Source organism: Nocardiopsis sp. JB363 (genome assembly GCF_900143625.1).
Lineage (GTDB): Bacteria > Actinomycetota > Actinomycetes > Streptosporangiales > Streptosporangiaceae > Nocardiopsis.
In genome coordinates this window covers 61,025-87,941 of record NZ_FRFF01000140.1, presented here as the reverse complement: position 1 = coordinate 87,941, position 26,917 = coordinate 61,025, and the positions used below count along the sequence as shown (strand labels likewise).

Below are 26,917 nucleotides of genomic sequence, written 5' to 3'. Positions count from 1 at the left end.
GTCGGGTGTGTCAGCCGACGACGATGTTGACGAGCTTGGGCGCCCGGACGATGACCTTGCGCACCGTCTTGTCGCCGATGAAGCTCTGAGCCTTCTCCGAGGCCAGGGCCAGGCGCTCCAGTTCGGCGGGGTCGATGTCGGGGGACACCGAGAGCTTGTCCCGGACCTTGCTCTGCACCTGGACGACACAGGTGACCGACTCCCGCACCAGCAGTGCCGGGTCGGCCTCGCGCCAGTGGCCGACCGCGACGCTGCCGGTGTACCCGAGCTTCTCCCAGCCCTCCTCGGCCACGTAGGGGGCGAACAGGGACAGGGCGATGGCCACGAACTCCGCGGCCTCGCGGACGGCCGGGTCGGCGGCGCCGGGGCCGGAGTCGATGGCCTTGCGGGCGGCCGAGACCAGCTCCATGCAGCGGGCGATGGCCACGTTGAAGCGCTTGTCCTCGATCAGGGCGGTGATCTGGTCGATGGAGCGGTGGGTGGCGCGACGCAGCTCGGTGTCGCCCTTGGTGAAGTCCACGCCGGGCTCGGTGGCGGTGCCGGCCTCGTGCATGACGCGGTAGGCGCGGTTGAGGAACTTCATGGCGGCGTGGGGCGACACGTCGGCCCAGTCGACGTCCTCCTCCGGCGGGGAGGCGAACAGCATGGTCAGGCGGACCGCGTCGACGCCGTACGCGTCGATCTCCTGGCCGAGGTCGACGCCGTTGCCCAGCGACTTGGACATGGCCCGGCCCTGGTTGATGACCTGGCCCTGGTTGGTCAGACGGGCGAAGGGCTCGGTGAAGTCGAGCATGCCCATGTCGTGCAGGACCTTGGTGAAGAACCGCGCGTACAGCAGGTGCAGGGTGGCGTGTTCCTTACCGCCGATGTAGTGGTCGACGGGCCCCCACTTGTTGACCGCATCGGTGTCGAAGGGGGCGGTGTCCAGACGCGGGGAGCAGTAGCGCCACGGGTACCAGGACGAGTCCACGAAGGTGTCCATGGTGTCGGTGTCGCGCTCGGCGGGCCCACCGCACGAGGGGCAGTCCACGTTCACCCAGTCCTTGGCGGCGGCCAGCGGGGAGACGCCCTTGGGCGCCAGTTCGGCGCCCTTCAGCTCGGGCAGGGTGACCGGCAGCTGCTCATCGGGAACGGCGACCTCGCCGCAGGCCGGGCAGTGGACGATCGGGATGGGGGTGCCCCAGTAGCGCTGGCGGGACAGCAGCCAGTCGCGCAGGCGGAAGTTGACGGTGGCCTCACCCGTGCCGCGCTCGGCCAGCACCTCGATGATGCGTTCGATGGCCTCGGTCTTGGCCAGGCCGTCCAGGGGGCCGGAATCGCGCAGGGTGCCCTCGCCCGCGGTGGCCACACCGGTCTCGACCGGGTCGGGCTCACCGGTCTCGACGACGACCCGCACGGGCAGGTCGAAGGCCAGGGCGAAGTCCAGGTCGCGCTGGTCGTGGGCGGGCACCGCCATGATGGCGCCGTGGCCGTAGCCGGCCAGGACGTAGTCGGCGGCCCAGACGGGCATGCGCTCGCCGTTGACCGGATTGACGGCGTAGCGACCCAGGAAGACACCGGTCTTGGGGCGCTCGGTGGTCTGGCGCTCGATGTCGGAGAGCTTGGAGACGTCGGAGCGGTAGGCCTCGAAGGCCTCACGCCGCTCGGGCGCGCACAGCTCCTCGGCCAGGTCGGCGTCGGCGGCCACCACGAAGAAGGTGGCCCCGTACAGGGTGTCGGGCCGGGTCGTGTAGACGCTGACCGGCTCGTCACGGCCCTCGATCTCGAAGCGCACGTCGGCGCCGGTGGAGCGGCCGATCCAGTTGCGCTGCATGGCCAGGATCTCGTCCGGCCAGCGGCCGTTGTCCAGCTGGTCCATGTCGTCCAGCAGCCGCTGGGCGTACTCGGTGATCTTGAAGTACCACTGGTTCAGGGCACGGCGCTCGACGTCGGAGCCGCAGCGCTCGCACTTGCCCTGGATGACCTGCTCGTTGGCCAGCACGGTCTGGTCCTTGGGGCACCAGTTGACCAGCCCGTCCTTGCGGTAGGCCAGACCCCGGTCGAAGAACCGGGTGAACAGCCACTGGTTCCACTTGAAGTACTCGGGGTCGCTGGTGTGGATACGGCGGGACCAGTCCACGCCCACCCCGTAGTGGGCCATCGAGGCGGCCTGTGTCTCGATGTTGGCGTAGGTCCACTTCGCCGGGTGGGAGTTGTTCTTGATGGCGGCGTTCTCGGCGGGCAGACCGAAGGAGTCCCAACCGACCGGGTGCAGGACGTTGTCCCCGCGCTGGAGGCGGTAGCGACCGATGACGTCGCCGATGGCGTAGGCCTCGGCGTGTCCCATGTGCAGGTCACCGGAGGGGTAGGCGAACATGTCCACGATGAAGGAACGGGGCCGGTCGTCGGCGGAATCCTCGCTCGCCTGGAACGGGAGTTCGGCGGCCCAGCGCGCCTGCCACTTGTCCTGGAGGGCGCGGGCGTCGTAAGTGTCGCCCGTGGTCTGGTCGCCGTCTACCGCTGTCATCGCTCAGTGTTCCCTTGGCCGTTTCCTGGTGTGTCGACTTCAGGTTAGCGGCTGGCGGGTCCCTTCGAGGACCGGTTTTCCGGGTGGCCGCGAACCCGTCCATCAGGGAGCGTGAAGTGGGGATCGGTGGATTTACGGGTCCCATGCCTCTCCACACCGACCGCCCGGTTTGTTACTCTGCCGTTCAGTGGCGCAGAACACACGACGCAGGTCATGCCTGCTGTTCGTCGCACCTGTTCCCTCAACGACCTGCCGCGGGAGGCCCCCATGTTCAACCTGTCCACGCTCTTGGAGGACGGTGCTCGTTCCGCTCCGGAGAAGGAGTGTCTGGTCTTCGGCGACACACGTCTGAACTACGCGATCACCGACATGATCGCGAACCAGGTCGCGAACCTGCTCGTGTCCCGTGGGATCGAGCCGGGCGACCGGGTGGCCCTGGCCAGCCCGAACCTGCCCTACTTCCCGTTCGTGTACTTCGGCGCGCTCAAGGCCGGAGCCGTGGTCGTCCCGCTGAACGTGCTGCTCACCCCGCGTGAGATCGCCTACCACCTGGAGGACTCCGGGGCCAAGGCCCTGCTCTCGTTCACCGGCTCGCCCGAACTCCCGCTGGGCGACCGTGCCTTCGAGGCCTTCGGCCAGGTGGACACCTGTGAGTTCTTCATCGACATGCCGGCCGCGGCGGGCGCCACCGAGTCCACCATCGAGGGCGCCGAGACCATCTGGGCGGCCCTGAACGGTCAGCCGGGCACGTTCGAGACCGTTCAGCGCGACGGTGACGACACGGCCGTCATCATCTACACCAGTGGAACCACCGGTCGACCCAAGGGCGCCGAGCTCAGTCACACCAACCTGATGATGAACGCGGTGGTCTCCTCCGGGCTGGTCAACCCCCACCCGGACGGGCGGGACGTGTCCCTGGTCGTGCTGCCGCTGTTCCACATCTTCGGCCAGACGGTCATGCTCAACGCCGTCCTGTACCGACACGGCACGATGGTGCTGCTGCCGCGTTTCGAGGGCGGCCAGGCCCTGGAGCTCATGCAGAAGGAGGGCGTCACCGGTTTCGCGGGTGTGCCCACCATGTACTGGGGTCTGCTCAACTCCGCCCGGTCCGCCGAGGCCGGCGAGTACGACCTGGAACAGATCGCGGACAACGTCGTCGACGCGGTCTCGGGTGGTTCGGCGCTGCCGGCCCAGCTGGCGGAGGACTTCACCAAGCTCTTCGGGGTGGGCATCAAGGAGGGCTACGGGCTGTCCGAGACCTCGCCCGTGGCCTCGTTCAACAACCCCAATACCGGTGCCAAGACCGGCTCCATCGGCCGCCCGGTGTGGGGTGTGGAGATGAAGCTGATCGACCCCGAGTGGAACGAGGTCGTCAAGGAGGGCGAGGAGGACCCGGTCGGTGAGATCGCGGTCCGCGGCCACCTGATCATGAAGGGCTACCACAATCGCCCCGAGACCAACGCCGAGGTCATCAAGAACGGCTGGTTCCGTACCGGGGACGTCGCCCGCCGCGACGACGACGGTTTCTACTTCATCATCGACCGGTCCAAGGACATGATCATCCGCGGTGGGTTCAACGTGTACCCGCGTGAGGTCGAGGAGGTCCTGATGACCCACGAGGCGATCAGCCTGGCCGCCGTGGTGGGTGTCCCCCACGAGACCCACGGCGAGGAGATCAAGGCGTTCGTGATCCTCAAGGAGGGCGCCGAGACCACCGCCGAGGACCTGACCGCCTTCGCCCGGGAGAGACTGGCCGCCTACAAGTACCCGCGTCAGATCGAGCTCCGCGACGAACTGCCGATGACCTCCACCGGCAAGATCCTCAAGCGCGAGCTGCGCGAAGGCTGATCCCGCCGCACGTTCGAGGGCCGCTCCCTTCGCGGGGGCGGCCCTCGACGCGAGCGTCCCGGGGCGCTCAGCCCTTGACGGCGCCCTGCACCAGTCCGGCCACCAACCAGCGCTGGACCAGGATGAAGAACACCATCACCGGGATGGTGATGATCGTGGAGGCCGCCATGACGTGCCCCCAGTCGTTGGCGTACTGGCCGAAGAACTGGCGCAGCCCGACCGCGACCGTGTAGTTCTCGCTCTGGGTCATGAAGGTCATCGCCAGCACGAACTCGTTCCAGGCCACGATGAAGGAGAAGATGGCGGTCGCCACCAGCCCCGGTGCCACCAGAGGGAACAGCACCTTCCAGAACATCTGCGGCCAGGAGGCGCCGTCGATGTAGGCGGCCTCCTCCACTTCCTTGGGTACCGCCGCCACGAACCCGCGCATCATCCAGATCGCCAGGGGCAGCGACAGCGCCACGTAGGCGACCGCCAGACCCAGCACCGTGTTGAGCATCTGCAGGTCACGCACCTGCATGAACAACGGGATGACCAGCGCCTCCAACGGCACCATCTGCACGATGAGCACCAGGACCAGCACGGCCGTGCGGAACCGGAAGCGGAACCGACCCACGGCGACCGCCGCCAGCATCGCGAGGACGCAGGCGATGGCCACGGTGATCCCGGCGACCGTCAACGAGTTGCGCAGGTACAGGAGGAAGTTGGCCTCCACCAGCACGTACCTGAAGTTCTCGAAGGTGAAGGAGGTCGGCAGCAGCGCGCCCGCGCCGGATGTGGCGCTTTCGGAGAACGCGCTGACCAGCATGAAGTAGACCGGGAACAGGGTGAAGAACAGCAGGAGGGAGATCCCCGCCGCCTTGGCGATGACGCGGCCCAGACGCAGGGAGTTCCCTCGCTTGCGGGCCTCCCGCACCCGTGCGTCCCAGTCGGTCTCGTGCCGTTCGTCCACGGTCCCGGAGCTACCGGAGTTAGAGGTGACCAACGGACCTCCTTTGACGGCGATGGTCCCGAGACGCCCCCGCGGCGGCCGGGTACGTACTCGTGGGACATGGCCTAGAATCCCCCTCGTTCCCGAGGGTGAAGACGGTGAGGAGAGACGTGTGGATGGTTCCGCGGGGCTCTCCCCCACCGAAGTGATCGCGGCGTGGATCCCGCACGACGCCAGGTTCCGCGCGAGCGCCGTCCGGCACGCCCGCCGCGACCCCGGCGGGCGGCGGCTGCACTCGTACGTGGACGGGCTCGTCAATCGGGGCAACGACGACGGTCGGCCGCTGGACGAGGACGCCCTGCGGACCATGGTCGCCGTCCGTGAGGATCTGGAGCGACGCTCCCTCGCCTCGGTGGACTGGCGAGTGGTGCGCGAGCGTCTGATCGAGGGTCTGGGCTGAGGGCGGGGCCGGGCGAAGGGCTCCCCGGTTCGGCTGAGGCCTCATCGCAGTTCCTCCTCACGGAACAACGCGCGCAGGTAGACGACGGTCACTCCCAGGAGCAACAGCGTGAGCATGACGGCGATGGCCGAGCCCATACCGAAGTCGTTCTGGCCGAAGGACCGCACGTAGGACCACACGCCCAGGTTGAGCATCTGGGAGCCGCCGACGTCGCCGCCGGGCATCAGGTAGATCTGTGCGAACACCTTGAAGTCCCAGATGGTGGACAGCACCGTCACCACCGCGAACACCGGGCGCAGTGTGGGGAACGTGACGTGCCAGAAGCGCTTCCACGCGCCGGCGCCGTCGATGCGGGCCGCCTCGTACAACTCCTTGGGCACGGTGAGCAGTCCTGCCAGCACCGTCACGGCCACGAACGGGAAACCGCTGTGCACGATGTTGAGGGTGACGATGGCGTAGAACCAGAACCGGTCGGCGAACCAGTTGTAGCCGCCGGGGTCGACCACGCCCATCTGCATGAGCGCTTGGGCGACCACGCCGTGGTCGACGTCGAAGATCCAGATCCACACGTAGGTGCCGCTGACCGCGGGCATCGCCCAGGCCACCATGATGCAGGAGACGACGATGATCCTGGTGACGGGTCGCAGCGTGGACAGTAGCAGGGCGACCAGCGTGCCGAGCACGACCGTCGTCACCACCGCGACCAGGGCGAACGTCACCGTGTTGACCAGTACGACCTGCCACAGGTACGGGTCGGTCAGCAGCGTGACGTAGTTGGACAGTCCGATGAAGTCGGACTCCCCGGAGACGAGGTTGCGCAGCTTGAAGTCCCGGAAGGACAGCCACACGATTCGCCCGATGGGCAGGAGCAGCAGGACTCCGATGACGCCCAGTGGCGGTACCAGTAGGACCCACGGCAGGAGGGCGCGCCGCCCCCGCATACTCAGGAGCGGCGCGCGCTTCGACCGCCGTTGGGTCGATGTGGAACTCAATTGCCCTCGTTGAGGATGTTCTCGATGGTCTCGGCGGCGGCCTCGGTCGCCTCCTCGACGGTGGCGTTACCGTTCAGGATGTCCTGCTGCATCTTGACGATCACACCCTCTGCTTCGACCTGCGACCAGGCGGGGACGGCCGGGGTGCTCTTGCCGGCCTCCAGCAGCTGGGTCGCGAACGGTTGCACGAGCGGGTCCTCGGACTCGGCGTAGCCCTCGATCTCCGCCACGCCGGCGGGGAAGAAGCCGCTCTCCTCGCCCCAGCGCTCGAAGTACTCCCCGTTGGTGAGGAGATCGACGTACTGCCAGGCCGCCTCTTCGTTGCCGGTGCCCTCGAACACCGACAGCAGCGAGCCGCCGGCGAAGGACTCGGTGTACCCGTCCTCCTGGCCGGGCAGCACGAAGACGCCGAGGTCGCCCTCCAGGTCGGGGTTGTTCTCGATGATGGCCTTGGGGTTGGAGCTGTTGGAGATCGCCATGATGGCCTGCTCGTCGGAGAGCGCCTCCATGACGTCGATCTCGTTCCAGTTGACCGCGCCAGTGGTGGACAGGTCGTCCTCCAGGGCCAAGTCGGTGAAGAACTCGACCCCGGCCCGCCCTTCCGGCGAGTCGATGGTGGAGCTCCAGGTGCCGTCGGCCTCCTCTACGGCGACCTCGCCGCCACCGCCCCAGATCCACGGCATGACCGAGTACTGGGCGTCACCGGGCACCGGGAAGGCGATCATGTCCTCCTCCGTCTCAGCGAGGTCGAGCGCGGTCTCACGCATCTCGTCCCAGTTCGCCGGCTCCTCGTGGCCGTGCTCCTCGAAGATGTCCTTGCGGTAGATGATCGAGCGGATCGACGCGTACCAGGGCACCCCGTAGGCGGCGTCGTCGATGACGCCCATCTCGTACATCTCCCGCTGGAAGCGGGAGGGGTCGTCGATGTAGCCGGACACGTCGTGCAGGACGCCGGCGTCGGCGTACTCCGGCGTGAAGGTGGTGCCCAGCTCCACGACGTCGGGCAGGGTGTCACCGGCGATGGCGGTGGAGATCTTGTCCTGGGCGTCCTGCCAGGGCACGAACTCGACCTCGACGCTGATTCCGTTCTCTTCTTCGAAGGCCGTCCCGACCTCGTCGAAGAAGGATGAGGCGTCAGGATTGGTGCCCTCCATGATCCACACCTGAAGGGTGTCGGTATCACCTCCGCCGTCACCATCACCGCCGCCGCAGGCCGTGGCCGCGAGCACCAGGGCGAGTGTGGCCGCGGGGAGGGGAAGGTACTCGTGTACTCGTCTGCGTGCCATCGGCTCGCCTCCCGCTTTCGTTCGAGGGTCCCTGAGGTTTGGTAGGAAACCTACGTAATTAACGCCGACTTGTGAAGTAAACCACTGTCACTTGTGTCTGAGCTGTTAGGGAGGGCCTCGGCGCCGGCCTCTCACTCGCTCAGGCCGGCGACCTGACGCAGGGTGGAGACCAGTTCGGCGCGCTTGTAGACCGCCAGGCCGATCGCGGCGCTGAACGCGGCGAGCATGTGGACGTAGACCATGGGATCTCCCCTGGTGAAGCGCTCGGCGGTCTCCTCCTCCCCCACCGAGTGCGCCTCCCAGGCGGTGGAGACCGCGAACTCCAGCTCCGGTGGGAGCATCTCGGCGACGGTGCGGGCCACCGCCTCACGTGAGTCTGCGGGCTTCCAGAGCACACCGGTGGTCTGGACCCGGCGGCTGAGGAACGCCGCGATCACCTTCAGCTCGGACAGGACGCTCTCGGAGTCGTCGGTGGCGTGGGGGATCAGACGATCCAGCTCTTCACTGTTGTGATCCACGTACGCGCCGACCAGCGCGATGGCGGTCTCCTTGACGTGGACCGGCAGATCGGGGCCGGGGCCGGATTCGGGAACGGGTTCGGGGGCGTGGTCGTCGGAGGACACTGCGGGTCCCTTCGCGGCTGCTGGTACTGGACGCTGACCATGATGCCGCCTGGCCGTACTCGTTCGGGGCAGGTGAGGGGACGGGGGTGTCCGCGCGCCGCGAACACCCCGTCGGCCCGAAGGACCCGACCCGTCAGAAGACGGGCCGCAACGGCATGTGAGAGGCCGTGCCGTCCTGCTTCACTCCCAGGATCTGGTGGAGCTGCACGACGTCACGCTCGAACCCGAGGACACATCCGGCCATGTACAGGCGCCAGACCCGGGCGGTGCCCGCACCGACCTCGCGGACCGCCTCGTCCCAGTTGCGCTCCAGGTTCTCGCCCCAATGGCGCAGGGTCAGGGCGTAGTGTTCGCGCAGGTTCTCCTGGTGGCGGATCTCGAACCCGCTGTCGTTCATGGCGGTCTGGATCCGGCCGGGGCCCTCCAGCTCGCCGTCGGGGAACACGTAGCGGTTGATCACGCCCTTGGTGTTCATCGGTCGCAGGTCGTTGCGCGACCGGGTGATGCAGTGGTTGAGCAGCCGGCCGCCCGGCACCAGCTTGTCGTTGAGCGACGAGAAGTAGGCACCCAGGTTCCTCGACCCGATGTGCTCGGTCAGCCCGATGGAGCTGATCCGGTCGAAGCTGCCGTCGGGCACGTCCCGGTAGTCCATGTGGCGGATCTCGGCCAGCTCGGTCAGACCCTCTTGGGCGATCTTCTTGGCGCCCCACTCGGCCTGTTCCTTGGACAGGGTCACCCCGATCGCCCGTACTCCGTGCTCGCGGGCGGCGTGACGGACCATGCCGCCCCACCCGCAACCCACGTCGAGCAGGTCCATGCCCTTCTCCAGACCGAGCTTGCGGGCCACCAGGTCGTACTTGCGGAACTGGGCGCTCTCCAACGCCCCGTCGGCGGCGCCCACCCGGTCCAGACCGGCGTCCTCGTCGTCGAAGACCGCACAGGTGTAGGTCATGGACGGGCCCAAGACCAGCTTGTAGAACTTGTTGGAGACGTCGTAGTGGTGGTGGATGACCTCGGCGTCGCGTTCCTTGGAGTGGCGCATCCCCCGACCGAGCAGGGTCCTGCGCCGCATCTCCTCGGGTGGCGGGGCGACCCGATTGACGAACTTGACCCATCCGACGGAACGGACGATGTTCACGAGGTCGCGCGCGGACACGTTGACGCCCTCGGCGAAGGCGAAGTCCGCCATGCGTCTGATCGCGGTGTACATGTCACCCTCGACTTCGAGGTGACCGGAGACGTAGGCGCGGGTCAGGCCTATCGCATTGGGTGACTGTGCGAGGTGGTTGACGGCGACCGGGGTGCGCACGTGCAGTGTCACGTCGCTGTTCGGGTCGCCCGCGGAGCTTCCGTCGTAGGCGGTGAACCGGATCGGCGCGTTCGGTCCCACGACACGCTCGAAGATCTCTGCAAGCCGCATTGTGCGTCCTTCCTCCTCACGGATGCGGCCCGACCCGCGGGTCGCGTCCCGATGGTGGTGTCCAGTTGCTCAGCGATTGCGTACGCACTTGGCGTACAGGTCCAACAGCCGACCCCGTGGGTCGTAGGTCTCCTTGAGGTCGCGGTAGGCGGAACCGTTGTACAGGGCCCAGAACTCGTCCTCGGAGTAGAACGCGTCCGAGTAGAGGGACTTGTGCCCGCCGAGCCGCGCGACCTCCTCCTCCACCCGACGGTTGTGGTGGGCGTGCCGCTGGCCCGGTTTCATGTCGACCATCCCCCAGAACCCGAAGTTCACGTAGAGGCGATCGTTCTCCAACGGGTAGAGCGGCCACACGTGCTCGCCGTCGGGTGTGTCCGGGCGGCGTGGTTCGCGCAGGCGAATCGGGCACATCCACACCGGGTTCATGCCGACCTCGGAGTGGAAGAAGTCCAGGAACTCGGCGCCGTGCTCGACGCCCACCTCGATGTCCTGGATGAGCGGTTCCTGTGGGCGGCGTCCCCGGTAGTGGTTGAGCAACCGGGAGAAGTCGCTGCGTCGGTCCCAGGCGACCAGACGGCGGTAGACGTCGGAGCGCTTGAGGGAGCGCGGCCACAGCGGCCGTACCAACGGGTTCTGGGTGCCGAAGGCGCGGGAGCACCAGAACCAGTCGGTGTCCCAGCGCCACAGGTAGTCGTGGAGGGTGAGGTAGTCGCCGGGTCCGTCCCCCGCGTAGCGCGGGATGGACCGGTAGTAGATGTCGTTGCCCGTGTAGTCACTGGTCCAGGGGGCCTGATCGGTGAACCGGGCCAGGGTCAGGTACAGCTCGTCGGGGCCGAAGGCCACCCCGTCCACGAAGTCGACCCGGTCACCGTCGTGTTCGGCGGCCGCGCTGATCCGGGCCAGGACGTCCATCGCCTCGGCCGCGTCGGAGAAACGCAGGTGGCGCAGGTGCACGTACGGGGAGACCAGTTCGAGTTCGATGCGCAGTCGCAGGCTGTACCCGAGCGTTCCGTAGGAGTTGGGAAAACCGTGGAACAGGTCGCTGTGGGCGTTGTCGCGGGTGGCGATCACGACCTCGCCGGATCCGGTGAGGATCTCCATCTCCTGGACGGACTCGTGCGGGAGCCCATTGCGGAACGAGGACGACTCGATGCCCAGCCCCGTGACGGCCCCGCCCAGGGTGATGGTGCGCAACTGCGGCACCACCAGGGGCATGAGTCCGTGCGGCAGGGTGGCGGCGACGAGTTCCTCGTAGGTGGTCATGGCGCCGACGTCGGCCAGACGTTCGACGGGGTCGATGGAGATGACCCCGGAGAACGCGGACACGTCGAGGGCCGGAGCGGAGGAGGGTTCCCGGAACCGGAAGAGGTTGGATGTGGGTTTGGCCAGGCGGACCGGAGCGTCCGCGGGCAACGCCCGATAGTCCCTGCTCAGCCGTTGGACCGCCGCGACGTGTTCGGGGAGGGCCGTGTCGGGGCCGGCGTCGCCGAAGGTCCTGTGCTGCGGAGTCGTACCGGGCTGTTCACGGGTCATACCGGCCTTCCTGACGGTTCGCGAGGCTCAGCGTGGGTCGGCCGGGACCGGTCTCGTTGTGCGCCGGGACGGGCCGACCTCTCTGTTCTATCCACCGGTGACGGTTCCGTGCCACCCCATTTCGGTACGTGTCCTACCCATTCCCGGCCGCTTCCGGTCAGGTTCGGGAAACCCCGCCGGGACACCCCCGGGCACCTGGCGTGATGGCATGATCACCGGAAGGGCGGCATAGGATTCGGATCCGTGCGCATCGCTCTCGTTGACTCCGGTATCGGCATGCTCTCCACCGCGGCCGCCCTGCGCGCGGCCCGCCCCGACGCCGACCTGTACCTGTCCATGGACCCGGACCACATGCCCTGGGGACGTCGTACCCCGGACCAGGTGATCCGGCGTGCCCTGGCCGGGGCGGATACCGCCGCCCGGGCCGCCGCCGAGGACGGTGGCGACCTGGACGCCGTGGTGGTGCCGTGCAATACCGCGTCGGTGCACGGTCTGGGCGCGCTGCGCGCCGAGTTCGAGCCGCGGATACCGGTGATCGGGACGGTGCCGGCGATCAAGCCGGCCGCCGCGGCGGGCACACCCATCGCGGTGTGGTCCACCGAGGTCACCACCCGCAGCGCCTACCAGCGCGGTCTGGTGGAGAACTTCGCCAAGGGTGTGGAGGTGACCCCGGTCGCCTGCGTCGGGCTGGCCGAGGCCGTGGAGTCGGCGGACCCCGGTCGCATCGCCGAGGCGGTGGAATACGCGGCGGGACTGACCCCGCCACAGGTGCGCGGGGTGGTGCTGGGCTGCACCCACTACGACCTGGTGGGTACGCGGATCTCCGAGGCGCTGGGTGGCCGCGCCACGTTGTTCACGGCCGCCGACGCGGTGGCCGCCCAGGCGCTGCGCCGGATCGGCGCGATGGAGCGTCCAGCCGGGGGCTCGGGCCGGGTCCGGGTGTCGGCCAGTGGCCGACCGGCGCACCTGCCCGCGGAGGCGTTGACCTATCCGGCGGGCAGGGCCCTGTCGGACGAGGCCTCCGCGAGTCGTACTTTTCGGGACCTTCGCTAGCGCTTCGGTGCGTGGTGCACAAGACGGAACCCGGCGGGTTCCGAGGCGAGGCCCGGCTCGTTCAGAGCGGCTCGTATCCGCCCGCGGCCTGAGCCAACCGACGCTCGCCCTCGGGGACGCGGTAGACCCCCTCCACCAGGGTGGGGTCGGAAGCCGGCACCGGGGCGCCCGGGTCCGAAGGTGCGCCATGACCCATCGGAACCTGTTGCGGGCCGGTCGGCACACGCTGGGGTCCACTCAGCGGGTCCTGGGGGCCGCTCTCGCCATCGGGTGCCCGGTGCGCGCCTCGCACCGGGGACGCCGGGGTCACCGGGGTCACCGGGGCCGACGCCGCGGATGGAGCCGCGGGTACCGGCTCCGGCGAAGCCGACCGCACACGCTCGCCCTGGGTGGGCAGGGCGCCGGCGGCCAGGGTGCGGACCAGGTCGCGCACCCCGCCGGTGTCGTTGTCGTGCAGCAGGGTCTCCAACAGCGACAGGGCGGCGCGCTGGTCACCGGGCTGTTCGCGAACGTGCCGCCACTGCGGCTCGGTGGCGGCGTCGGAGAGCATGAGCGTGCGCCCCACCTGTCCCAGCGCGCTCAACAGCGCGGAGTCGTGCGGCAGCGCGGCCAACGCCACGTTGACCTGTTCGGCCTGCTCCTCGGGGTCGACGTCCTCGGCGGGCTGGGCGCGCAGGAACTCCAGGATGTTCGAGGCCGGGGCCAGCGGCCTGATCGGGTTCATCCCGCGCACCATCGCGCGCGCCTCCGTCAGGTCACCACTGATCTCCTCGGCGGCGCCGAGTTCGGTGATGAGACGTTCGGCCCGCAGCGCCGAGCACTCGGCGACCCAGTGGGCGCCCCTTCCTCCGGCCAGGCGGGTGGCGGTCAGCGCCATCTCCGCACCGCGACGCGGCGCCCCCACCCGTTCGAAGTAGCGCGACCAGGTGGTCACCCGTGCCCCGAGCCGCCAGTCGTTGCGCACGCTCCCCTGACAGACCAGGTTCTCCACGGCCTCGGCCCAGATCGGACGCAGGTTCGGGCAGGCCTCCGCCTCGTCGACGGTCGGCAGCAGCGCGATGGCCTTACGGGCGTCGCACAGACCCAGGCGGGCCAGCCAGGACAACAGCCGGGCACGTTCGAAACGGATGGCGCGCACCAGCGCGGGACGGCGCGGGTTCGCGGCGCCGCGCCCCTCACCCAGTTCGAGTTCGGCCTCCATCCGGTCCAGGGCGTCCAGGGCATCGGTGTGCTTGTCCTGGTGCCGCAACGCCCTGACCAGAGCGAACACCCCTTCGGAGCCGAGCAGGGCCGGTCCGGTGGCGGTGTGTTCGTAGCGGCGCAGTTCCGCCTCGGCCCGGTCCGCCTGTTCCTCGTCGATGAGCAGGTGGACCCGGGCCAGGGTGAACGCCGGCCAGGCCGGGGTGTCCTCCCAGCCGGACAGACTGCGGGCGGAGAGCAACTCACGCCGGATCTGTGTGGTCCCCCTGGAATCGATGTTGGCGTGGCAGCGCACCAGCGAGGCCAGCGCGGAGACCGGCATCGGTCCGTGTTCGTGCGGGCCGGGTTCGTCCCGAACGACCGCCCGGGCCTGGTCGAGTGCGCGGTGCCCCTCACCGAGCGCACCCACCCGTACCGCCAACGGCCAGTGCGCCAAAAAGAACAACGTGGGTGGTCCGAACACCCCCGGTACCGCGGCCTCCTGGTTCCCGGCCTCGGCGACCAGACGTCTTGCGACGCGCATCGCCGACCGTGCCGAGGCCTCCACCTTGACGGCGTCCCCCGCTTCGGCGAGCTGCGGCAGTCGGGTCACCGCCTCGGCCAGTTCATCCTGTCCCGTGGCGCGCAGTCGGCGTGCTGTCTCCCCCGCCCAAATCCACATCGGCATGTCTTTCTCCCCCTGACTGAGCCGTGTGCCAACAGAACGTAGCAGCGTGGTAACCGAGCTGTCCGGAAAACACGTGAAACCGGTGCAGCTTGGGCACTCCAAGGCCCATTCACTCGTTGTTCCGGTGGATAGACTCGCTGCCAAGCCGGCGAGAAGCGGGAACGCGAACATGCACTGAGGGGACATGCCGCCGATGGGATGGCGAGACCGGTTCGGACTTCGCAAGGCCAATCGCAAGGGAAAGGCCCGGTTCGACCGGGCCTCCGAGGACTCCGACATCAAGGCATTGATCGAGTTCACCAAGAGCAAGGTCGGGGTGGAGTTCTTCGTCGAACCCGAGACCTTCGCCACCCGGACGACCGCGGTCGCGGTCGCCACCGACGGTGAGTGGATCCGGCGCCGCTGCGGATCCCCCGACGTCATCCGCAAGGTCGCCAAGGACCTGGCCACCCCCGCCTACGACGTGCAGATCGTCGGCTACCCCCAGCGGATGCGGGACTGGACCGCGCGCAACAAGCGCGGGCTGTCCATGGACGAGTGAGCCCTCGGGGACCCGCCGGCCGAGCGTGAGTCCGGACACCCCGAAGTCCACCGTGACCCACCCGAAACCCGTCGTCCGGTCATTTTGGGCATTGATGACGACTCCTTGCCGCGACTTCCTCCTCGAACGGGTTCCCTAACGGGCTCCATCCGTCGCATACTCACCTGGGAGGGGGGACTCTGATGAAGCAGGAACTCACTGCCTTGTGTTGCGAATGCGGCATGGTTCGAGAGGTGAGCGAGTACCGGAGCGTCGGTGAGGCACAGTCCGCCTATGGACTGGCCCGCTGCGTGGTCTGGCGCAAGTGCCGTACGTGCGGCTACCGCACGTACCACGCCTACCTGCGTCCCGACGAGGAGCGCGACGAGCTGGAGGACGCCCTACGACTCGACGGGGCGTTGGCCGCCGAGGCCCTCGAAGAGGAGGTGGAACAACTCCGATTGTGCGGGGTCGAGATCGGGCACGCCACGGTCCCGGCCATCTGGGACGGCCAGTCCGTGGGCATGGTGACCCAACGGCTCACCGACCAGGCCTACTCGATCGTCCTCGACCCGGAGGCCTCCGTGGTCTCCCGGCTCAAGCTCATCGACATGATGTGGAACGAGCTCTTGGTCGGCGATCACGACGAGCGCTGGCACATCCACGAGCCCGAGGACGACTCCCCCGGCTACGCGGTCCGATTGTTCGGTTACCGCACACGCGGCTGAACCGATCGCGAAGGTGACGGCCGGGCACCGAAGGTGCCCGGCCTCCTTCATGCCGCGGGTTCGGTCTCGGCGGCGTCGGCCTTCTCCGCCAACCGTCGCAGCGCGGCTCGGGCCACCTCCGGATCGGCGGTGCCCCAGTACGGGGGCAAAGACGAGCGCAGGAACCCGCTATAGCCCGCCGTGGCCAGGCGTGGGTCCAGCACGGCGATCACCCCTCGATCATCGGTGGAGCGCAACAGCCGCCCGGTTCCCTGGGCCAACAGCAGTGCGGCGTGAGTGGCCGACACCGCCAGGAACCCGTTGCCACCGTGCGCGGAGATGGCGCGCTGGCGGGCCGAGGCGAGCGGGTCGTCGGGGCGGGGGAACGGAATCCGGTCCACGATGACCAGCTGCAACGACGGTCCGGGGACGTCGACGCCCTGCCACAGGGACAGGGTGCCGAACAGGCAGGAGCGTTCGTCCTCGCTGAAGCGGCGCACCAACTGTCCGGTGGAGTCCTCGCCCTGGCACAGGATGGTCTGATCCAGGCGTTCACGGAGTTCGTCGGTGGCCTGTTGGGCGGCCCGCATGGACGAGAACAATCCCAGGGCACGCCCGTCGGAGGCTTCGATGAGCCCGGCGATCTCGTCCAGGTACTCCTTGGAGAGTCCGTCGCGTCCGGGTTTGGGCAGATGGCGGGCGACGTAGAGGATGCCGGTGCGGGCGTGCTCGAAGGGTGAGCCGACGTCGAGTGCGCGCCAGCGGGGTTCACCGGCGGCTCGGTGCGGACCGTCGCCACCGGAGTCCTCCGACGCGTCGATCTCGTCCGCGGTGTCGGTTTCGACGTCCTCGGTGTCCTCCCCGTCGATCGCGGCGCCCACGACGGTGCGCGGGGCGGGTTCCACCGGTGGGACCGGGGCGGGGGTCCGCCCGGCCGCGAGGTCCGCGGCCTCCTCGGCCACCTCGCGGCCCAGCCCCCACTGTCGGGCCAGAGCGGTGAAATCGCCGCCCAGGGTGAGGGTGGCGGAGGTGAGCACGACGGTGCGGTCACCGAAGAGCTTCTCGCGCAGCAGTCCGCCCACGCCGAGCGGGGCGACACTGAGCGACGGCGGCTTGGCGGGCGCCTTGTTCAGCCAGACCACCTCGGTGCGGTCGCGCAGCGGCGGTTCGTAGGCCTCCAGGATCCGCACCGCCGCCTCGCGCACCTCCCCTAGGGCGGCCAGGGCCAGTTTGCGGTCGGAGGCCATGTCGGGTTCGAGTTCGCCCGGGTTGGGGCCGATCGCGGTGACACAGGCGGCCGATGCGTCACGGACGGCGGCGACCGCGCCGGCCAGCCCTTCGTCGATGTGGTCCAAGCGGCCCTCGCCGACCTCGGTGAACATCAGGGCCAGACCGTCCCCGCACTCGGTGAGCCGTTCACCGATACCGGGTTCGACCAGGCGGGCCGCGCGCTTGGCGGCGACGGACACGGCCCGTTCGCTCAGTACGCCGGTGGCCACCGAGGTGGCGCGGTCGACGAGTTCGTGCGCCTCGTCGATCATGATCGTGTCGTGCTCGGGCATGAGGTGGTAGCCCTGCGCCATGTCGATGGAGAGCATGGCGTGGTTGGTGACCACCACGTCGACGCCGGTGGTGGCCTCACGGGCGAACTCGGCGAAGCACTCCTGGCCGAAGGCGCACACCCGCGCGCCCATGCACTCGTTACCTCCCACGGACACCTGGCGCCAGGCGAGGTCGCCGACACCGGGGACGAGTTCGTCGCGGTCACCGGTGACGGTCTCCTCGGCCCACTCGTGCAGGCGGGCCACCTGGCGGCCCACGGACGACAGTTGCCTGGGGTCGAAGAGCTCGGAGCCCTCGGCCTCCTCGTCCACCCCGGTCTGGAGACGGTGCCGGCACAGGTAGTTGCGTCGGCCCTTGAGCACCGCGAACGTGGGTTCGCGTGGCAGCAGTGGGGCGATCGCGGCGGCCAGTCGTGGCAGGTCCCGATCGATGAGCTGGTTCTGTAGCGCGATGGTGGCCGTGGAGACGACCACCGGCTTCTTGGTCGCCATCGCGCGTCTGACGGCGGGTACCAGGTACGCCAAGGACTTACCGGTGCCGGTACCGGCCTGGACCACCAGGTGTTCGCGTTGTTCGACGGCCGTGGCCACTGCCTCGGCCATGGTCTGTTGTCCCTCTCGGCTGCTGCCGCCCAAAGCCTTGACGGCCGCGCCCAGCAGGGTGGGGATGTCGGGGAGATCTGCCACGCGTCGACATTACCCGGCCGGGGAGACAGATTCGGCGTTGTCCACAGGGCCGGTCCCGGGCCGCCGACGACGGACGCTCCGGGACCGTGGATACGGGTCAGCGCAAGGAGCGCAGGACCTCCTCCAGTTTGTCCATGGACTGTTCCATCCCGGACTCCATACCGGAGGCGAGCATCCCGTCGCGGTCCTCCACCGACTGGTACAGGGCCACGGCCTCGTACCTGGTGCGTCCGTCCACCTCGGTCAGGGTGAGGGTCTCCAGGGAGACATGGCCCGGCATGCCCTCGAACTCGAAGGTGCGCACGAGCCGCTCGGGTTCCCGGACGTCGTGGTGCACTCCGCGGAAGGCGTAGACCGCGCCGTCGGGCGCCTTCTCACTGATCCGCCACGGGGTGCCGGTGCGCACCTCGGTCGGATCGACCTCGGTGGTGGTGGCGTCCAGGCCGAACCAGCGTCCGACGAGTTCGGGGTCGGTGATCGCGCGCCAGACCCGCTCGCGCGGGGCGTCGAAGGTCCGGGTGATGAGGACGTCCTGACGTCCGGGTTCGGCGACGACCTTGAGGTCACTCATGGTTGCTCTCTCCCTCGATCCTGCGTAGTTCCTCGTCCAGGCGGGTGAAGCGTTCCTCCCACCGGTCCCGGTAGCGGTCGACCCACCGGTCGACCTCCTCCAGCGGCGCGGGCTCCAGCCGGCAGGGACGCCATTGGGCGTCACGCCCGCGGGTGATGAGTCCGGCCCTCTCCAGGACCTTCAGGTGTTTGGAGACCGCTTGAAGACTCATGTCGAACGGTTCCGCCAGTTCGTTGACGGTGGCTTCGCCTCCGGCCAGACGGGCGAGAATCTCCCGACGGGTCGGGTCCGCCAACGCGGCGAACGTGAGGCTGAGCGGATCGTCCGCCATACTCGTATTCAACCTTCCAGTTAATCAACCACTAGGTTGATTATGCGGCCGAGGCGTGCCCCGGTCAAGGGGCACCGTGCTCCTTTTCCAGGTCAGCCCTGGCGGACCCCGCGAGGGTCCCTCACCGCGGTGTCCACACCGGCGTCGGCCAGTTCGTCCAGTTCGGCCGCGAAGAGCCTCCGGGCGGCGTCACTGAACCCGGAGACCTTCTCCAACTCGACCGTCACCGTCCTCACCCGGGCGTCGTCGATCGCCTCGGCCAACCGCGACACCACCTGTTCGGCGGCGAGGAAGTCGATCTCCCCGCACAGGCGCACGTCGAGCGTGCCGCCCGAGCGGGTCACGCTGTGCATCGGGGACGGCGGTTCCGCGGGTGTCTGGAGCATGTGCAGGTCGTAGTCGTCGGAGAGCCGTTCCAGGGCCGCCACCCCGCGCACGCTGTTGCCCGCGTCGTCCAGGGGCGGACTGAACACCCCGACCCCGAACGCTCCCGGCGCGGACGCCAGGATGCCACCGCTCACCCCGCTCTTGGCCGGGATGCCCACACGCAGGCCCCATTCCCCCGCCCGGTCGTACATGCCGCAACTCGTCATGATCGACAGAGTGTGCCGCGCCGTGAGCTGGGACACCACCCGTTCCCCGGTGATCGGGTTGACCCCGCCCACGGCCAGGGTCGCGGCCATGACGGCCAGGTCCATCACCGTCACGCTCAACGAGCACTGGCGGAAGTAGTCCTGCACGGCGTCCTCCACCGGGCCGACCAACACTCCCCCGGACAGGCTGAGGTAGCCCAGGGCCCGGTTGCGGTGCCCGGCCTCCGACTCGGACCGGTGCACCCCCTCGTCCACCGTCAGCTCCCGCCCGGCGAAGGCCGACAGCACCGACCGGATGTGCTCGAAGCGCACCCCCTGTTCCCCGGCGCCCACCAGGGAGGTCGTCACGATCGCGCCCGCGTTGATCATCGGGTTCTCCGGGCGACCCCGTTCGTCGAGGCTGATCGCGTTGAAGGGCTCCCCACTGGGTTCGGCCCCCACGTGCTCGTGCACGTCGTCCAGGCCGCGTTCCTCCACCGCGAGCGCGTAGACGAACGGCTTGGAGATCGACTGCATGGTGAAGAGCCGGTCCGACTCCCCCACCGCGTAGACGCGGCCGTGCGGGCTGACCGCGGCGACCCCGAAGGTGTCGGGGTCGGCGTGGGCGAGTTCGGGGATGTAGTCGGCCACATCGCCGCCCGACATGCCCGCGACCTCTGCCTGTATCTTCTCCAGGACGCCGACGACGGGGCTGTCGTCCTCCATGGCCCGGTGGGCTTCGGTGTCGCGGGAGTATCCGTTCACGGGGTGGTCCATGTGATCAGTCTAGGAAGACCCGCGCCCCGTTTCCGTGTCGACCATGCGGGTCCGGCGCCCCATCGGGGCGGGGAGCAGGAGAGTGAAGCGGGTGCCGCCGTCGGGCCCCAGGGGCGAGGTGAGCCGAACACCCCCGTAGGCCTGGGCCACCTGCCCGACGATCGCCAACCCGATCCCGGTGCCGCCGGCGCGGTGGTGGTAGCGCTCGAAGACCGATTCGCGTTCGGCCGGGTCGATCCCCGGCCCCTCATCGGTGACGGACAGCAGGGTGCCCTCTTCGGCGGCGGTGACCTCCACCCTGACGGGGCGGCCGGGCGGTGAGTGTCGGACGGCGTTCTCCACCAGTGCGGTCAGCGCACGCTCCACCGAGGGGCCGTCCACACCGAGCCGGAGCCGATCGGGGGCCACCACGTCGAGGGTCGCCCCGGGGGTGGCCGCGCTTTGCTGGTCGAGAACCCGGGCCACGATCACCACGAGGTCGTTGTCGACCTGGCCGGTGACGCTCTCCCTGGCGCGGGCGTCGGCGAGCAGATCCTCGACGGTACGACGCAGGCGTTCGACCTGCCTTCGCTCGCGCAGAGCCGCGGACCGGTACTCGTCGAGGGTCGTGTCGGGGTGGGCGAGGACGACCTCGGCGTTGGCCGCCAGCGCCGCCAAAGGTGTACGTAGCGCGTGGCCGGTGTCCTCGATCAGGCGCCGCTGGTTGGACGAGGCCTCGGCCAACCGGTCCAGCATCCGGTCGAACCCATCGCCCAGGGCCTGCACCTCGGTGGCGGCACCGGTCAACCGGATCCGCCGGTCGAGCGACCCCTGTTGAATGTCGTCGGCCAGGGCGGTGATGTCGGAGAGCGGACGTACCGCGCGGCCCGACCACCACCAGGCTCCCGCGATCGCGGGGAGGACGAGCAGCAGCGCGGTGACCGGGATCCACGGCGAGAGCCCGGTTTCGGTGGTCACGGTCCGAACGGTCTCCCCCTCGGGGCCGACGTGCACGTCCACCGTCTCCTCCACCGCCAGGACCACCGAGAACAGCACGGCCATCGGAACCAGCATGAAGACGACTCCGACCAGGGTCAGACGAGCGCGCAACGACTTCACGGGAGGTCCCCGAACCGGTAGCCCACCCCGCGCAGGGTGGTGATGGGCGGTGGATCGCCGAGTTTGCTCCGCAGCCGGCTGAGGATCACGCGAACACTGCCGGTGAAGGGGTCGGCGTTGGCGTCCCAGCAGTGTTCGAGGAGGTCCTCGGTGGAAACGACCTCGCCCCGGTGCGTCGCGAGGTAGCGCAGGACGGCGAACTCGCGGCCGGTGAGCCCGAGGTCGCGACCATCTCGGTGGGCTCGGTGGGCCACGGGGTCGAGCCGGACGTCGCCGGCGCCGATCTCCCCCGGTTCCCGGTCCCGGCGACGTGAGAGGGCCCGGACCCGGGCGGCGAGTTCGGCGACACTGAACGGTTTGACCAGGTAGTCGTCGGCCCCGGCGTCGAGTCCGGCGATGCGGTCGGCCACGGCGTCGCGTGCGGTCAGCACCAGCACCCGACCGGGCCGGCGCAGGCCCTCCTCCCGCATCCTGCGCCACAGGTCGAGGCCGTCGCCATCGGGCAACCCCAGGTCGAGGCAGGCGACGTCGTAGTCGGTGACGCACAGGTACTCGGTGGCCTCCGCCAGGGAACCGGCCAGGTCCACGGCGAGGTGTTCTCGGCGTAGACCCACCGCGACGACCTCGGCGAGGTCCTCGTCGTCCTCGATCAGCAGTACACGCATCGCTCCCCCTCACCACACATGGTGGGTGTCGAAGAGTGTTCCGGCCAGCCTCGTGGCCAATTCCTCGTCGCTTTCCCGGGCGGAGTCGGTGGCGAGGTAGAGCACGACGTCGTCCTCGGGGAACCAGAGCAGTTCGGCGTAGGAGACCCCGTCGCCACCGTTGTGGGTGACCAGTGGGGTGTCGAACCCGGTCGTGGCCAGGACCCAGCCGTAGCCGTAGTGGGTGCCGCCGCCCTCGTCGACGTGGGGCGCGAGCATCCGATCGCGTCCGGCGACCTCCCCGTCGGCCAGTGCTCGGATCCAGCGGTGCATGTCGTGGGCGGTGGACAGCAGGCCCCCGTTACCGCGCAGGTTCCAGTAGGGGTCGCCGTCGTACCCGGTGTCGTGGAGGCCGGCCGGTTCGAACAGGGCGGTGCGCAGGTACTCCTCGTAGGTGAGTCCGGTGACCGTCTCGACGACCGCGGCGAGCAGGCTGTACCCCACGTTCGAGTAGCCGTACTCCCCCGGCTCCCGTTCCAGCGGGGTCGACGCGACGCGTTCCACATAGGCGTCCCGGCCGATGGGTTCGGTGTCCGGGCCCAGGGAGTCGGGCAACCCGGTCGTGTGCGTGAGCGCCTGGTGCAGGGTGAGGTCGGCCTTGTCCGACGGCAGGCCGTCCAGGTGGTCGCCGAGGCGGTCGTCGACGGAGAGCAGTCCGTCCTCCTCCAGGGCGAGCACGGCCGCGGCGGTGAACTGCTTGGTGAGGGAACCGATGTCGAGCCGGGCGTCGGGTTCGTGTCCCATGCCCTCGACCGTGACCTCACCGCCGACGTCGACGAGCACCACCCCGGTGAACCCGTCGTCATCGGCCTGTCGCATCACCTCCCCCGCCCGTGCGGGGTCCGCCTCCGCCGTGCAGGCGGTGAGCGACAGGAGCAGGACGAGGGTGGCCGTCACGACCCGTGTTCCGTTCATACCGACATGGTGCGAGGGGCTGTGTCAACCGAACCTCAACGGCCTACTCTGACCGCATGAGCGAGCGAGTGGACCGTGCCGAACGTCGGATCAAGGCCTCCCGCCCGAAGGTGTACCGGGCCTTGGTGGACCCGGAGAGCCTCGTGGAGTGGTTGCCTCCCGAGGGCATGACGGGCCGATTCGAACGCTTCGACCCCTCCGGGTATCGGATGATACTGACCTACCGCGATCCCGGACATGGAAAGTCCTCGCGGGACACCGACGTCGTGGAGACGGAGTTCGTGGAGCAGGTCCCGGATGAGCGGGTCGTGCAGCGGATCGTGTTCGACGCCCCGGACCCGGCCTTCGCGGGCACCATGACGATGAGCTGGCTGCTGTCCGACGCCGACGGGGACACACTGGTGGTCGTCGAGGCCAGGGACGTCCCGCCTGGCATCTCCCCGAGCGACCACGAGGCGGGATTGGCGTCGTCGCTGGCCGGTCTGGCCGCCCACCTCACCGGCTGATCCCACCGAGGTCCTTGCCCCTTGTCTCGGCCACACCTTCATGCGTACGGTGTACCCACCAGATGAGTACACCGTACCCATCATGGCGCGATCAAGGAGGAACACCGTGCGGATCCACCCACCGAAAGCACTGTTCGGCATGCTCGACGGATACCGACCGATCACCAACCTGCTCGGGGCGGGCGACCCCAACGTGCACCGGATCGACGACCGGTGGTGGATGTTCTTCGGCGGGTTCCAGCGCGACTTCCGCAACAACCTGTTCAGCGCGACCCTGCCCCCGGGCGCCCGACTCGACGACGGCGCTGAGTGGCGGATCACCACCGACTCCTCCGCGCCCCACAGGGCGCTGCCGCTGGTCCCGCAACCACCGAAGGGCACCTGGGACCATCACGGCCTGCACGAACCCTGCTACGTCCGCGGGGTGGGGGCCGACGGGCTCCCCCGTGAGCGCGTCTACTACACCGGGCGCCGTTCGCGCCGGGTCCAAGGCAACGACGCACCGTTCGCGATCGGGCTCCTCGAACGAACCGGCGACGGCTGGCGGCGTCATCCCGACCCCGTCGTGGAAGGCGACGCCCGCAACCCCAGCGCGCTGGGCCCGAAGGTCGTGTACGCGGACGGGCGTTGGCGGATGTGGTTCCGGGCCACCCCGGGAGAACCGGCCAAGGGCGAGCGGCCCGTCTCCGCCATCCACTACACCGAGAGCCGCGACGGAATCGACGGTTGGACCGAGCCCCGCGTGTTCCACCCGGCCTCGGCCGGTTTCTCCCACGCGTACGTGCGGCGGGGCGACGGACGCTGCGAGATGCTGCTGAGCACGAGCCCCAACCTCTACGGCGAGACCCACTACCCCGAGCAGGGACTGTGGCTGAGCGTGTCCGACACACCGAGCGGCGACGTCGACGACTGGTCGGTTCCCCGACCCCTGCTGCGCGCGAGCGAGGGACCGACCTGGCTGCGGAACGGATTCTTCGGTTCGAGTCTGTGCGCCGAGGACGAGCACACCCGGCACGCCTACTTCACCGGGGTGAACGAGTCCCGGAACTGGGCCGTCCTCGCCCTCGAACGGCTCGCCGCGCTCAGACGCCCTCCGGTCCCGGCACCCTTCCACTTCACCATCGGTCACTTCCGGATCACCGGGGTCAGCCCGGGAGCACCAGTGGCGGAACGAGGTAGATGATCTCGATGGCCTCATAGATCGCACCGACCACGAACAGCGCCAGGGCGGGCAGGCTCAGCCAACCGACCAGCCGAAGCCCGCGGACGTACCCCTGACGGCGGTTGCCGGCGCCGACCGACTCCGGGCGCAGCCAGGCCTTCCCCAGGACGTAGGCGGCGAGCATGACCAGGGCGTAGGCCTGGAACTCGATGAGGATCGTCAGGGAGTGCGGGATGAGGATCTTCGCCGTGATCGCGTCGACCGGAGCGAGGGTCACACCGAATTCGAACGCCCGGTAGGTGAACAGGACGAGCCCGGCGAAGGGCACGATCATCGAGGGCAACAGGATCGTCAGCAGCGCGACCGTCAGCACGTTGACCGCGAAGATGGTCAGGCCGAACAGCCAGGCATTACCGAGCAGGGTCCCCACCAGGTCCGCCGTCCCGTCCTCCTCCATGGACCCGATGCTGGCGGCGTTCAGCTCGGGGAAGAGCAGTGCCGCCCCCATGCCGAGGAAGAACAGGACGTACAGGATCACGTTCATCACGAGGTAGGCGCGAAGGTTCGCGCGGATGATCCGGAAGGGTTCGCGTAGTGCTCGCATGTGTTGTGCTCCATGGTCGTGTCGTCGGGCGGACTTCGGGTTCGTTTCACCGGTAGTCCAGACCATGACCTCGGGGCAGGGTCAAACCCCGGTTACGCGTTGCCGTCCAGTAGCGCGTTCCAGCGCAGCCTCGTGGCCCGTTCGACGGCGGCCGTCGAGGCACAGAGAGCGAGCACGGCGTTGAGCCCGATGGGCAGGTCGAGGGGCGAGATGAAGGTCCCCAGTCGTTGGGCCACCGGAGGCACCGCGGTGAGCGCTTCGACGATCTGGAGGAGCACGAGGGAACCCGAGATGACGAGCGTGATCAGCGACAGGGTTCCGATCAAGCGGCTGAACACCGGGTGTTCACGGTCGAGACGGGCACGGCGCCCCTCCGCGGAACGCTCGTCGGGTACGAGCCGGCGAGCGGGACCTCCTTCGATGACGTAGTGGCAGCGTTTGAGGCCGAAGGACGTGGGCACCACTTCGATGGTTCCTCCCTCCACGGGAAAGGCCGCGGGGAGTTTGGAGCGGGCGTGGTGCACACCATCACGGTAGAGGTGGGCCTTGCCATTGCCGTCGTCCGTCAGAACCCGCTGCCAGTAGGGGACGTCGACGGCGTAGACCACCGGGCGACCCTCACTGTCCGAGGGAAGGTAGAACAGGGCGCGGGAAAGCATGTGCCACCACCGGAAGCGTTTCAGCGAACGCCCGTTGCCGGCCTTGATCGGATTCGGGTTCCGGACCATTGAGGGCTCCCCAGCCTGGTGTGAAAGTCAGCGGCCTCGTGGACTCCCCACGACGGCTCCGCCCCCATCCGACACCCTGCCCCAAGGGCAGGGTCAAGCATTTGACCGTGCCCCCAGGGCAGGGTGTCGGATGGGGGCGGCACGAAGGAGGTCTCACATGGCGTGGAGCACGCGGCAACTCGCCGAACTCGCCGACACCACGGTGAAGGCCGTGCGGTACTACCACCAGATCGGGTTGTTGGACGTGCCCGAGCGCACGGCGAACGGCTACAAGCAGTACGAGGTCTCGCACCTGATCCGTCTGCTCCAGATCAAGCGGTTGAGCGACCTGGGGATCCCGTTGTCGGAGGTATCGGCGATGGAGCGTGCGGACGAGGCGCCCGATGAGGCGATCCGCGTGTTGGACGCGGAGCTGGAGGCGACCGTCACCCGGCTCAACCGTGTCCGGGAGGAACTGGCGCTCATCCTGCGCCACCGGGCCCCGGCCTACGTACCCTCCGCCTTCGCTCCGATCTCCCGGACCTTCTCCGAACGACAGCGGTCGTTGCTGATGGTCTATTCGAGCGTTCTCAGCGAGGAGGCCCTGTCGGGGCTTCGTGACATGCTCGGCGAACCGAATGACTTGGACGAGGAGTTCGAGGGGTTGCCGCCGGACGCGGACCAGACCACGATCGACCGTCTCGCCTCGCGCATGCTGCCGATGGTCCGAGACTCTCGCGAGCGGCATCCGTGGGCGGAGGCCCCGGCGGCGGACGCACCGGGCGGCACACGACAGGCCGAACAGACGATGGCCGAGGCGATGATGCAGCTGTACAACCCCGCCCAGCTGCGGGTGCTGAAGCGCTTGCACGACCTGCTCACGGAGACCGACCCCGGCCCGCCGAGCCGAACCCCGAGATGAAACGACAAAGGCGACCCGGCGAGGCGGCCGAAGGCCGCCGAGCAGGATCGCCC

The 26,917-nt window shown here is 68.8% G+C and carries 25 protein-coding genes; 8 read left to right on the top strand and 17 right to left on the bottom strand.

The features are described 5' to 3' along the window. Positions 1-10 precede the first annotated feature (10 nt). Positions 11-2,506: a leucine--tRNA ligase gene (leuS, locus tag BQ8420_RS22800; RefSeq protein WP_087101200.1), complete on the bottom strand. Its 2,496-nt coding sequence runs from the start codon at positions 2,504-2,506 to the stop codon at positions 11-13. Between the two features lie 267 nt (positions 2,507-2,773). Here leuS and BQ8420_RS22795 point away from each other — a divergent pair, with 267 nt between their 5' ends. Then, the gene (locus BQ8420_RS22795) at positions 2,774-4,354 is read left to right on the top strand and encodes a long-chain fatty acid--CoA ligase (protein ID WP_087101199.1); all 1,581 of its coding nucleotides are present in this window, start codon (positions 2,774-2,776) and stop codon (positions 4,352-4,354) included. A 67-nt stretch (positions 4,355-4,421) separates the two neighbouring features. Here the strand turns inward: BQ8420_RS22795 and BQ8420_RS22790 are convergent, their stop codons facing one another. Beyond that, entirely contained in the window at positions 4,422-5,162 is a 741-nt protein-coding gene (locus BQ8420_RS22790) for a carbohydrate ABC transporter permease (RefSeq protein WP_369825535.1), read from the bottom strand. 295 nt (positions 5,163-5,457) lie between these two features. Here BQ8420_RS22790 and BQ8420_RS22785 point away from each other — a divergent pair, with 295 nt between their 5' ends. Continuing rightward, positions 5,458-5,745 carry a hypothetical protein gene (locus BQ8420_RS22785; RefSeq protein ID WP_087101198.1) on the top strand — a complete coding sequence of 96 codons (288 nt, stop codon included), beginning with the start codon at positions 5,458-5,460 and terminating at the stop codon, positions 5,743-5,745. A gap of 41 nt (positions 5,746-5,786) precedes the next feature. Here BQ8420_RS22785 and BQ8420_RS22780 read toward each other — a convergent pair whose 3' ends face one another. The 5 genes from BQ8420_RS22780 to BQ8420_RS22760 form a co-directional block, all read right to left on the bottom strand. Then, positions 5,787-6,686: a carbohydrate ABC transporter permease gene (locus BQ8420_RS22780; protein WP_087101197.1), complete on the bottom strand. Its 900-nt coding sequence runs from the start codon at positions 6,684-6,686 to the stop codon at positions 5,787-5,789. A gap of 47 nt (positions 6,687-6,733) precedes the next feature. Then, positions 6,734-8,023: a sugar ABC transporter substrate-binding protein gene (locus BQ8420_RS22775; protein WP_087101196.1), complete on the bottom strand. Its 1,290-nt coding sequence runs from the start codon at positions 8,021-8,023 to the stop codon at positions 6,734-6,736. A 131-nt stretch (positions 8,024-8,154) separates the two neighbouring features. Further along, positions 8,155-8,646, bottom strand: coding sequence for a hypothetical protein (locus tag BQ8420_RS22770; protein ID WP_087101195.1), 492 nt, complete (start codon positions 8,644-8,646; stop codon positions 8,155-8,157). A gap of 133 nt (positions 8,647-8,779) precedes the next feature. Further along, positions 8,780-10,066, bottom strand: a complete 1,287-nt coding sequence (locus tag BQ8420_RS22765) for a cyclopropane-fatty-acyl-phospholipid synthase family protein (RefSeq protein ID WP_087101194.1) — start codon at positions 10,064-10,066, stop codon at positions 8,780-8,782. A gap of 69 nt (positions 10,067-10,135) precedes the next feature. Next, the gene (locus BQ8420_RS22760) at positions 10,136-11,599 is read right to left on the bottom strand and encodes an FAD-binding oxidoreductase (protein ID WP_087101193.1); all 1,464 of its coding nucleotides are present in this window, start codon (positions 11,597-11,599) and stop codon (positions 10,136-10,138) included. A 243-nt stretch (positions 11,600-11,842) separates the two neighbouring features. On the opposite strand from BQ8420_RS22760, the gene BQ8420_RS22755 reads away from it, so the two are divergent. After that, positions 11,843-12,652 carry a glutamate racemase gene (locus BQ8420_RS22755; RefSeq protein ID WP_087101192.1) on the top strand — a complete coding sequence of 270 codons (810 nt, stop codon included), beginning with the start codon at positions 11,843-11,845 and terminating at the stop codon, positions 12,650-12,652. Between the two features lie 61 nt (positions 12,653-12,713). On the opposite strand, the gene BQ8420_RS22750 is transcribed toward BQ8420_RS22755, so the two are convergent. After that, entirely contained in the window at positions 12,714-14,519 is a 1,806-nt protein-coding gene (locus tag BQ8420_RS22750) for a hypothetical protein (RefSeq protein ID WP_235006428.1), read from the bottom strand. A gap of 193 nt (positions 14,520-14,712) precedes the next feature. On the opposite strand from BQ8420_RS22750, the gene BQ8420_RS22745 reads away from it, so the two are divergent. Beyond that, entirely contained in the window at positions 14,713-15,060 is a 348-nt protein-coding gene (locus tag BQ8420_RS22745) for a hypothetical protein (protein WP_087101248.1), read from the top strand. Positions 15,061-15,242: 182 nt separating this feature from the next. Next, entirely contained in the window at positions 15,243-15,767 is a 525-nt protein-coding gene (locus tag BQ8420_RS22740) for a DUF6315 family protein (protein ID WP_087101191.1), read from the top strand. A 47-nt stretch (positions 15,768-15,814) separates the two neighbouring features. On the opposite strand, the gene BQ8420_RS22735 is transcribed toward BQ8420_RS22740, so the two are convergent. The 7 genes from BQ8420_RS22735 to BQ8420_RS22705 form a co-directional block, all read right to left on the bottom strand. Beyond that, a complete protein-coding gene (locus BQ8420_RS22735) occupies positions 15,815-17,995 on the bottom strand; it encodes an ATP-dependent DNA helicase (RefSeq protein ID WP_087101190.1) in 2,181 nt (726 codons plus the stop codon). Between the two features lie 97 nt (positions 17,996-18,092). Next, a complete protein-coding gene (locus BQ8420_RS22730; RefSeq protein WP_087101189.1) occupies positions 18,093-18,566 on the bottom strand; it encodes an SRPBCC family protein in 474 nt (157 codons plus the stop codon). Then, complete coding sequence (locus BQ8420_RS22725; protein WP_087101188.1) at positions 18,559-18,897, bottom strand: helix-turn-helix transcriptional regulator; 339 nt, start codon at positions 18,895-18,897, stop codon at positions 18,559-18,561. Before BQ8420_RS22725 ends, BQ8420_RS22730 begins: the two co-directional genes overlap by 8 nt. A gap of 92 nt (positions 18,898-18,989) precedes the next feature. Further along, entirely contained in the window at positions 18,990-20,246 is a 1,257-nt protein-coding gene (gene glsA / locus BQ8420_RS22720) for a glutaminase A (protein ID WP_087101187.1), read from the bottom strand. A 9-nt stretch (positions 20,247-20,255) separates the two neighbouring features. Then, entirely contained in the window at positions 20,256-21,344 is a 1,089-nt protein-coding gene (locus BQ8420_RS22715; RefSeq protein ID WP_087101186.1) for a HAMP domain-containing sensor histidine kinase, read from the bottom strand. Next, positions 21,341-22,009 carry a response regulator transcription factor gene (locus BQ8420_RS22710; protein WP_087101185.1) on the bottom strand — a complete coding sequence of 223 codons (669 nt, stop codon included), beginning with the start codon at positions 22,007-22,009 and terminating at the stop codon, positions 21,341-21,343. The genes BQ8420_RS22715 and BQ8420_RS22710 overlap by 4 nt, the downstream gene beginning before the upstream one ends. Before the next feature lie 9 nt (positions 22,010-22,018). Further along, positions 22,019-22,963, bottom strand: a complete 945-nt coding sequence (locus tag BQ8420_RS22705; protein ID WP_087101184.1) for a serine hydrolase — start codon at positions 22,961-22,963, stop codon at positions 22,019-22,021. A 56-nt stretch (positions 22,964-23,019) separates the two neighbouring features. Here BQ8420_RS22705 and BQ8420_RS22700 point away from each other — a divergent pair, with 56 nt between their 5' ends. Together BQ8420_RS22700 and BQ8420_RS22695 are read left to right on the top strand one after the other, a co-directional pair. Continuing rightward, positions 23,020-23,469 carry an SRPBCC domain-containing protein gene (locus tag BQ8420_RS22700; protein ID WP_087101183.1) on the top strand — a complete coding sequence of 150 codons (450 nt, stop codon included), beginning with the start codon at positions 23,020-23,022 and terminating at the stop codon, positions 23,467-23,469. A gap of 106 nt (positions 23,470-23,575) precedes the next feature. Continuing rightward, on the top strand, positions 23,576-24,652 hold the full coding sequence (locus BQ8420_RS22695; protein ID WP_087101182.1) for a hypothetical protein: 1,077 nt from the start codon (positions 23,576-23,578) through the stop codon (positions 24,650-24,652). Here BQ8420_RS22695 and BQ8420_RS22690 read toward each other — a convergent pair. Both BQ8420_RS22690 and BQ8420_RS22685 read right to left on the bottom strand, forming a co-directional pair. Continuing rightward, positions 24,615-25,235: a stage II sporulation protein M gene (locus BQ8420_RS22690; RefSeq protein WP_087101181.1), complete on the bottom strand. Its 621-nt coding sequence runs from the start codon at positions 25,233-25,235 to the stop codon at positions 24,615-24,617. The genes BQ8420_RS22695 and BQ8420_RS22690 overlap by 38 nt on opposite strands. Before the next feature lie 92 nt (positions 25,236-25,327). Beyond that, complete coding sequence (locus tag BQ8420_RS22685; protein ID WP_087101180.1) at positions 25,328-25,963, bottom strand: hypothetical protein; 636 nt, start codon at positions 25,961-25,963, stop codon at positions 25,328-25,330. A gap of 157 nt (positions 25,964-26,120) precedes the next feature. Between BQ8420_RS22685 and BQ8420_RS22680 the strand changes: the two genes are divergently transcribed. Next, entirely contained in the window at positions 26,121-26,864 is a 744-nt protein-coding gene (locus tag BQ8420_RS22680; RefSeq protein WP_087101179.1) for a MerR family transcriptional regulator, read from the top strand. Positions 26,865-26,917 lie beyond the last annotated feature (53 nt).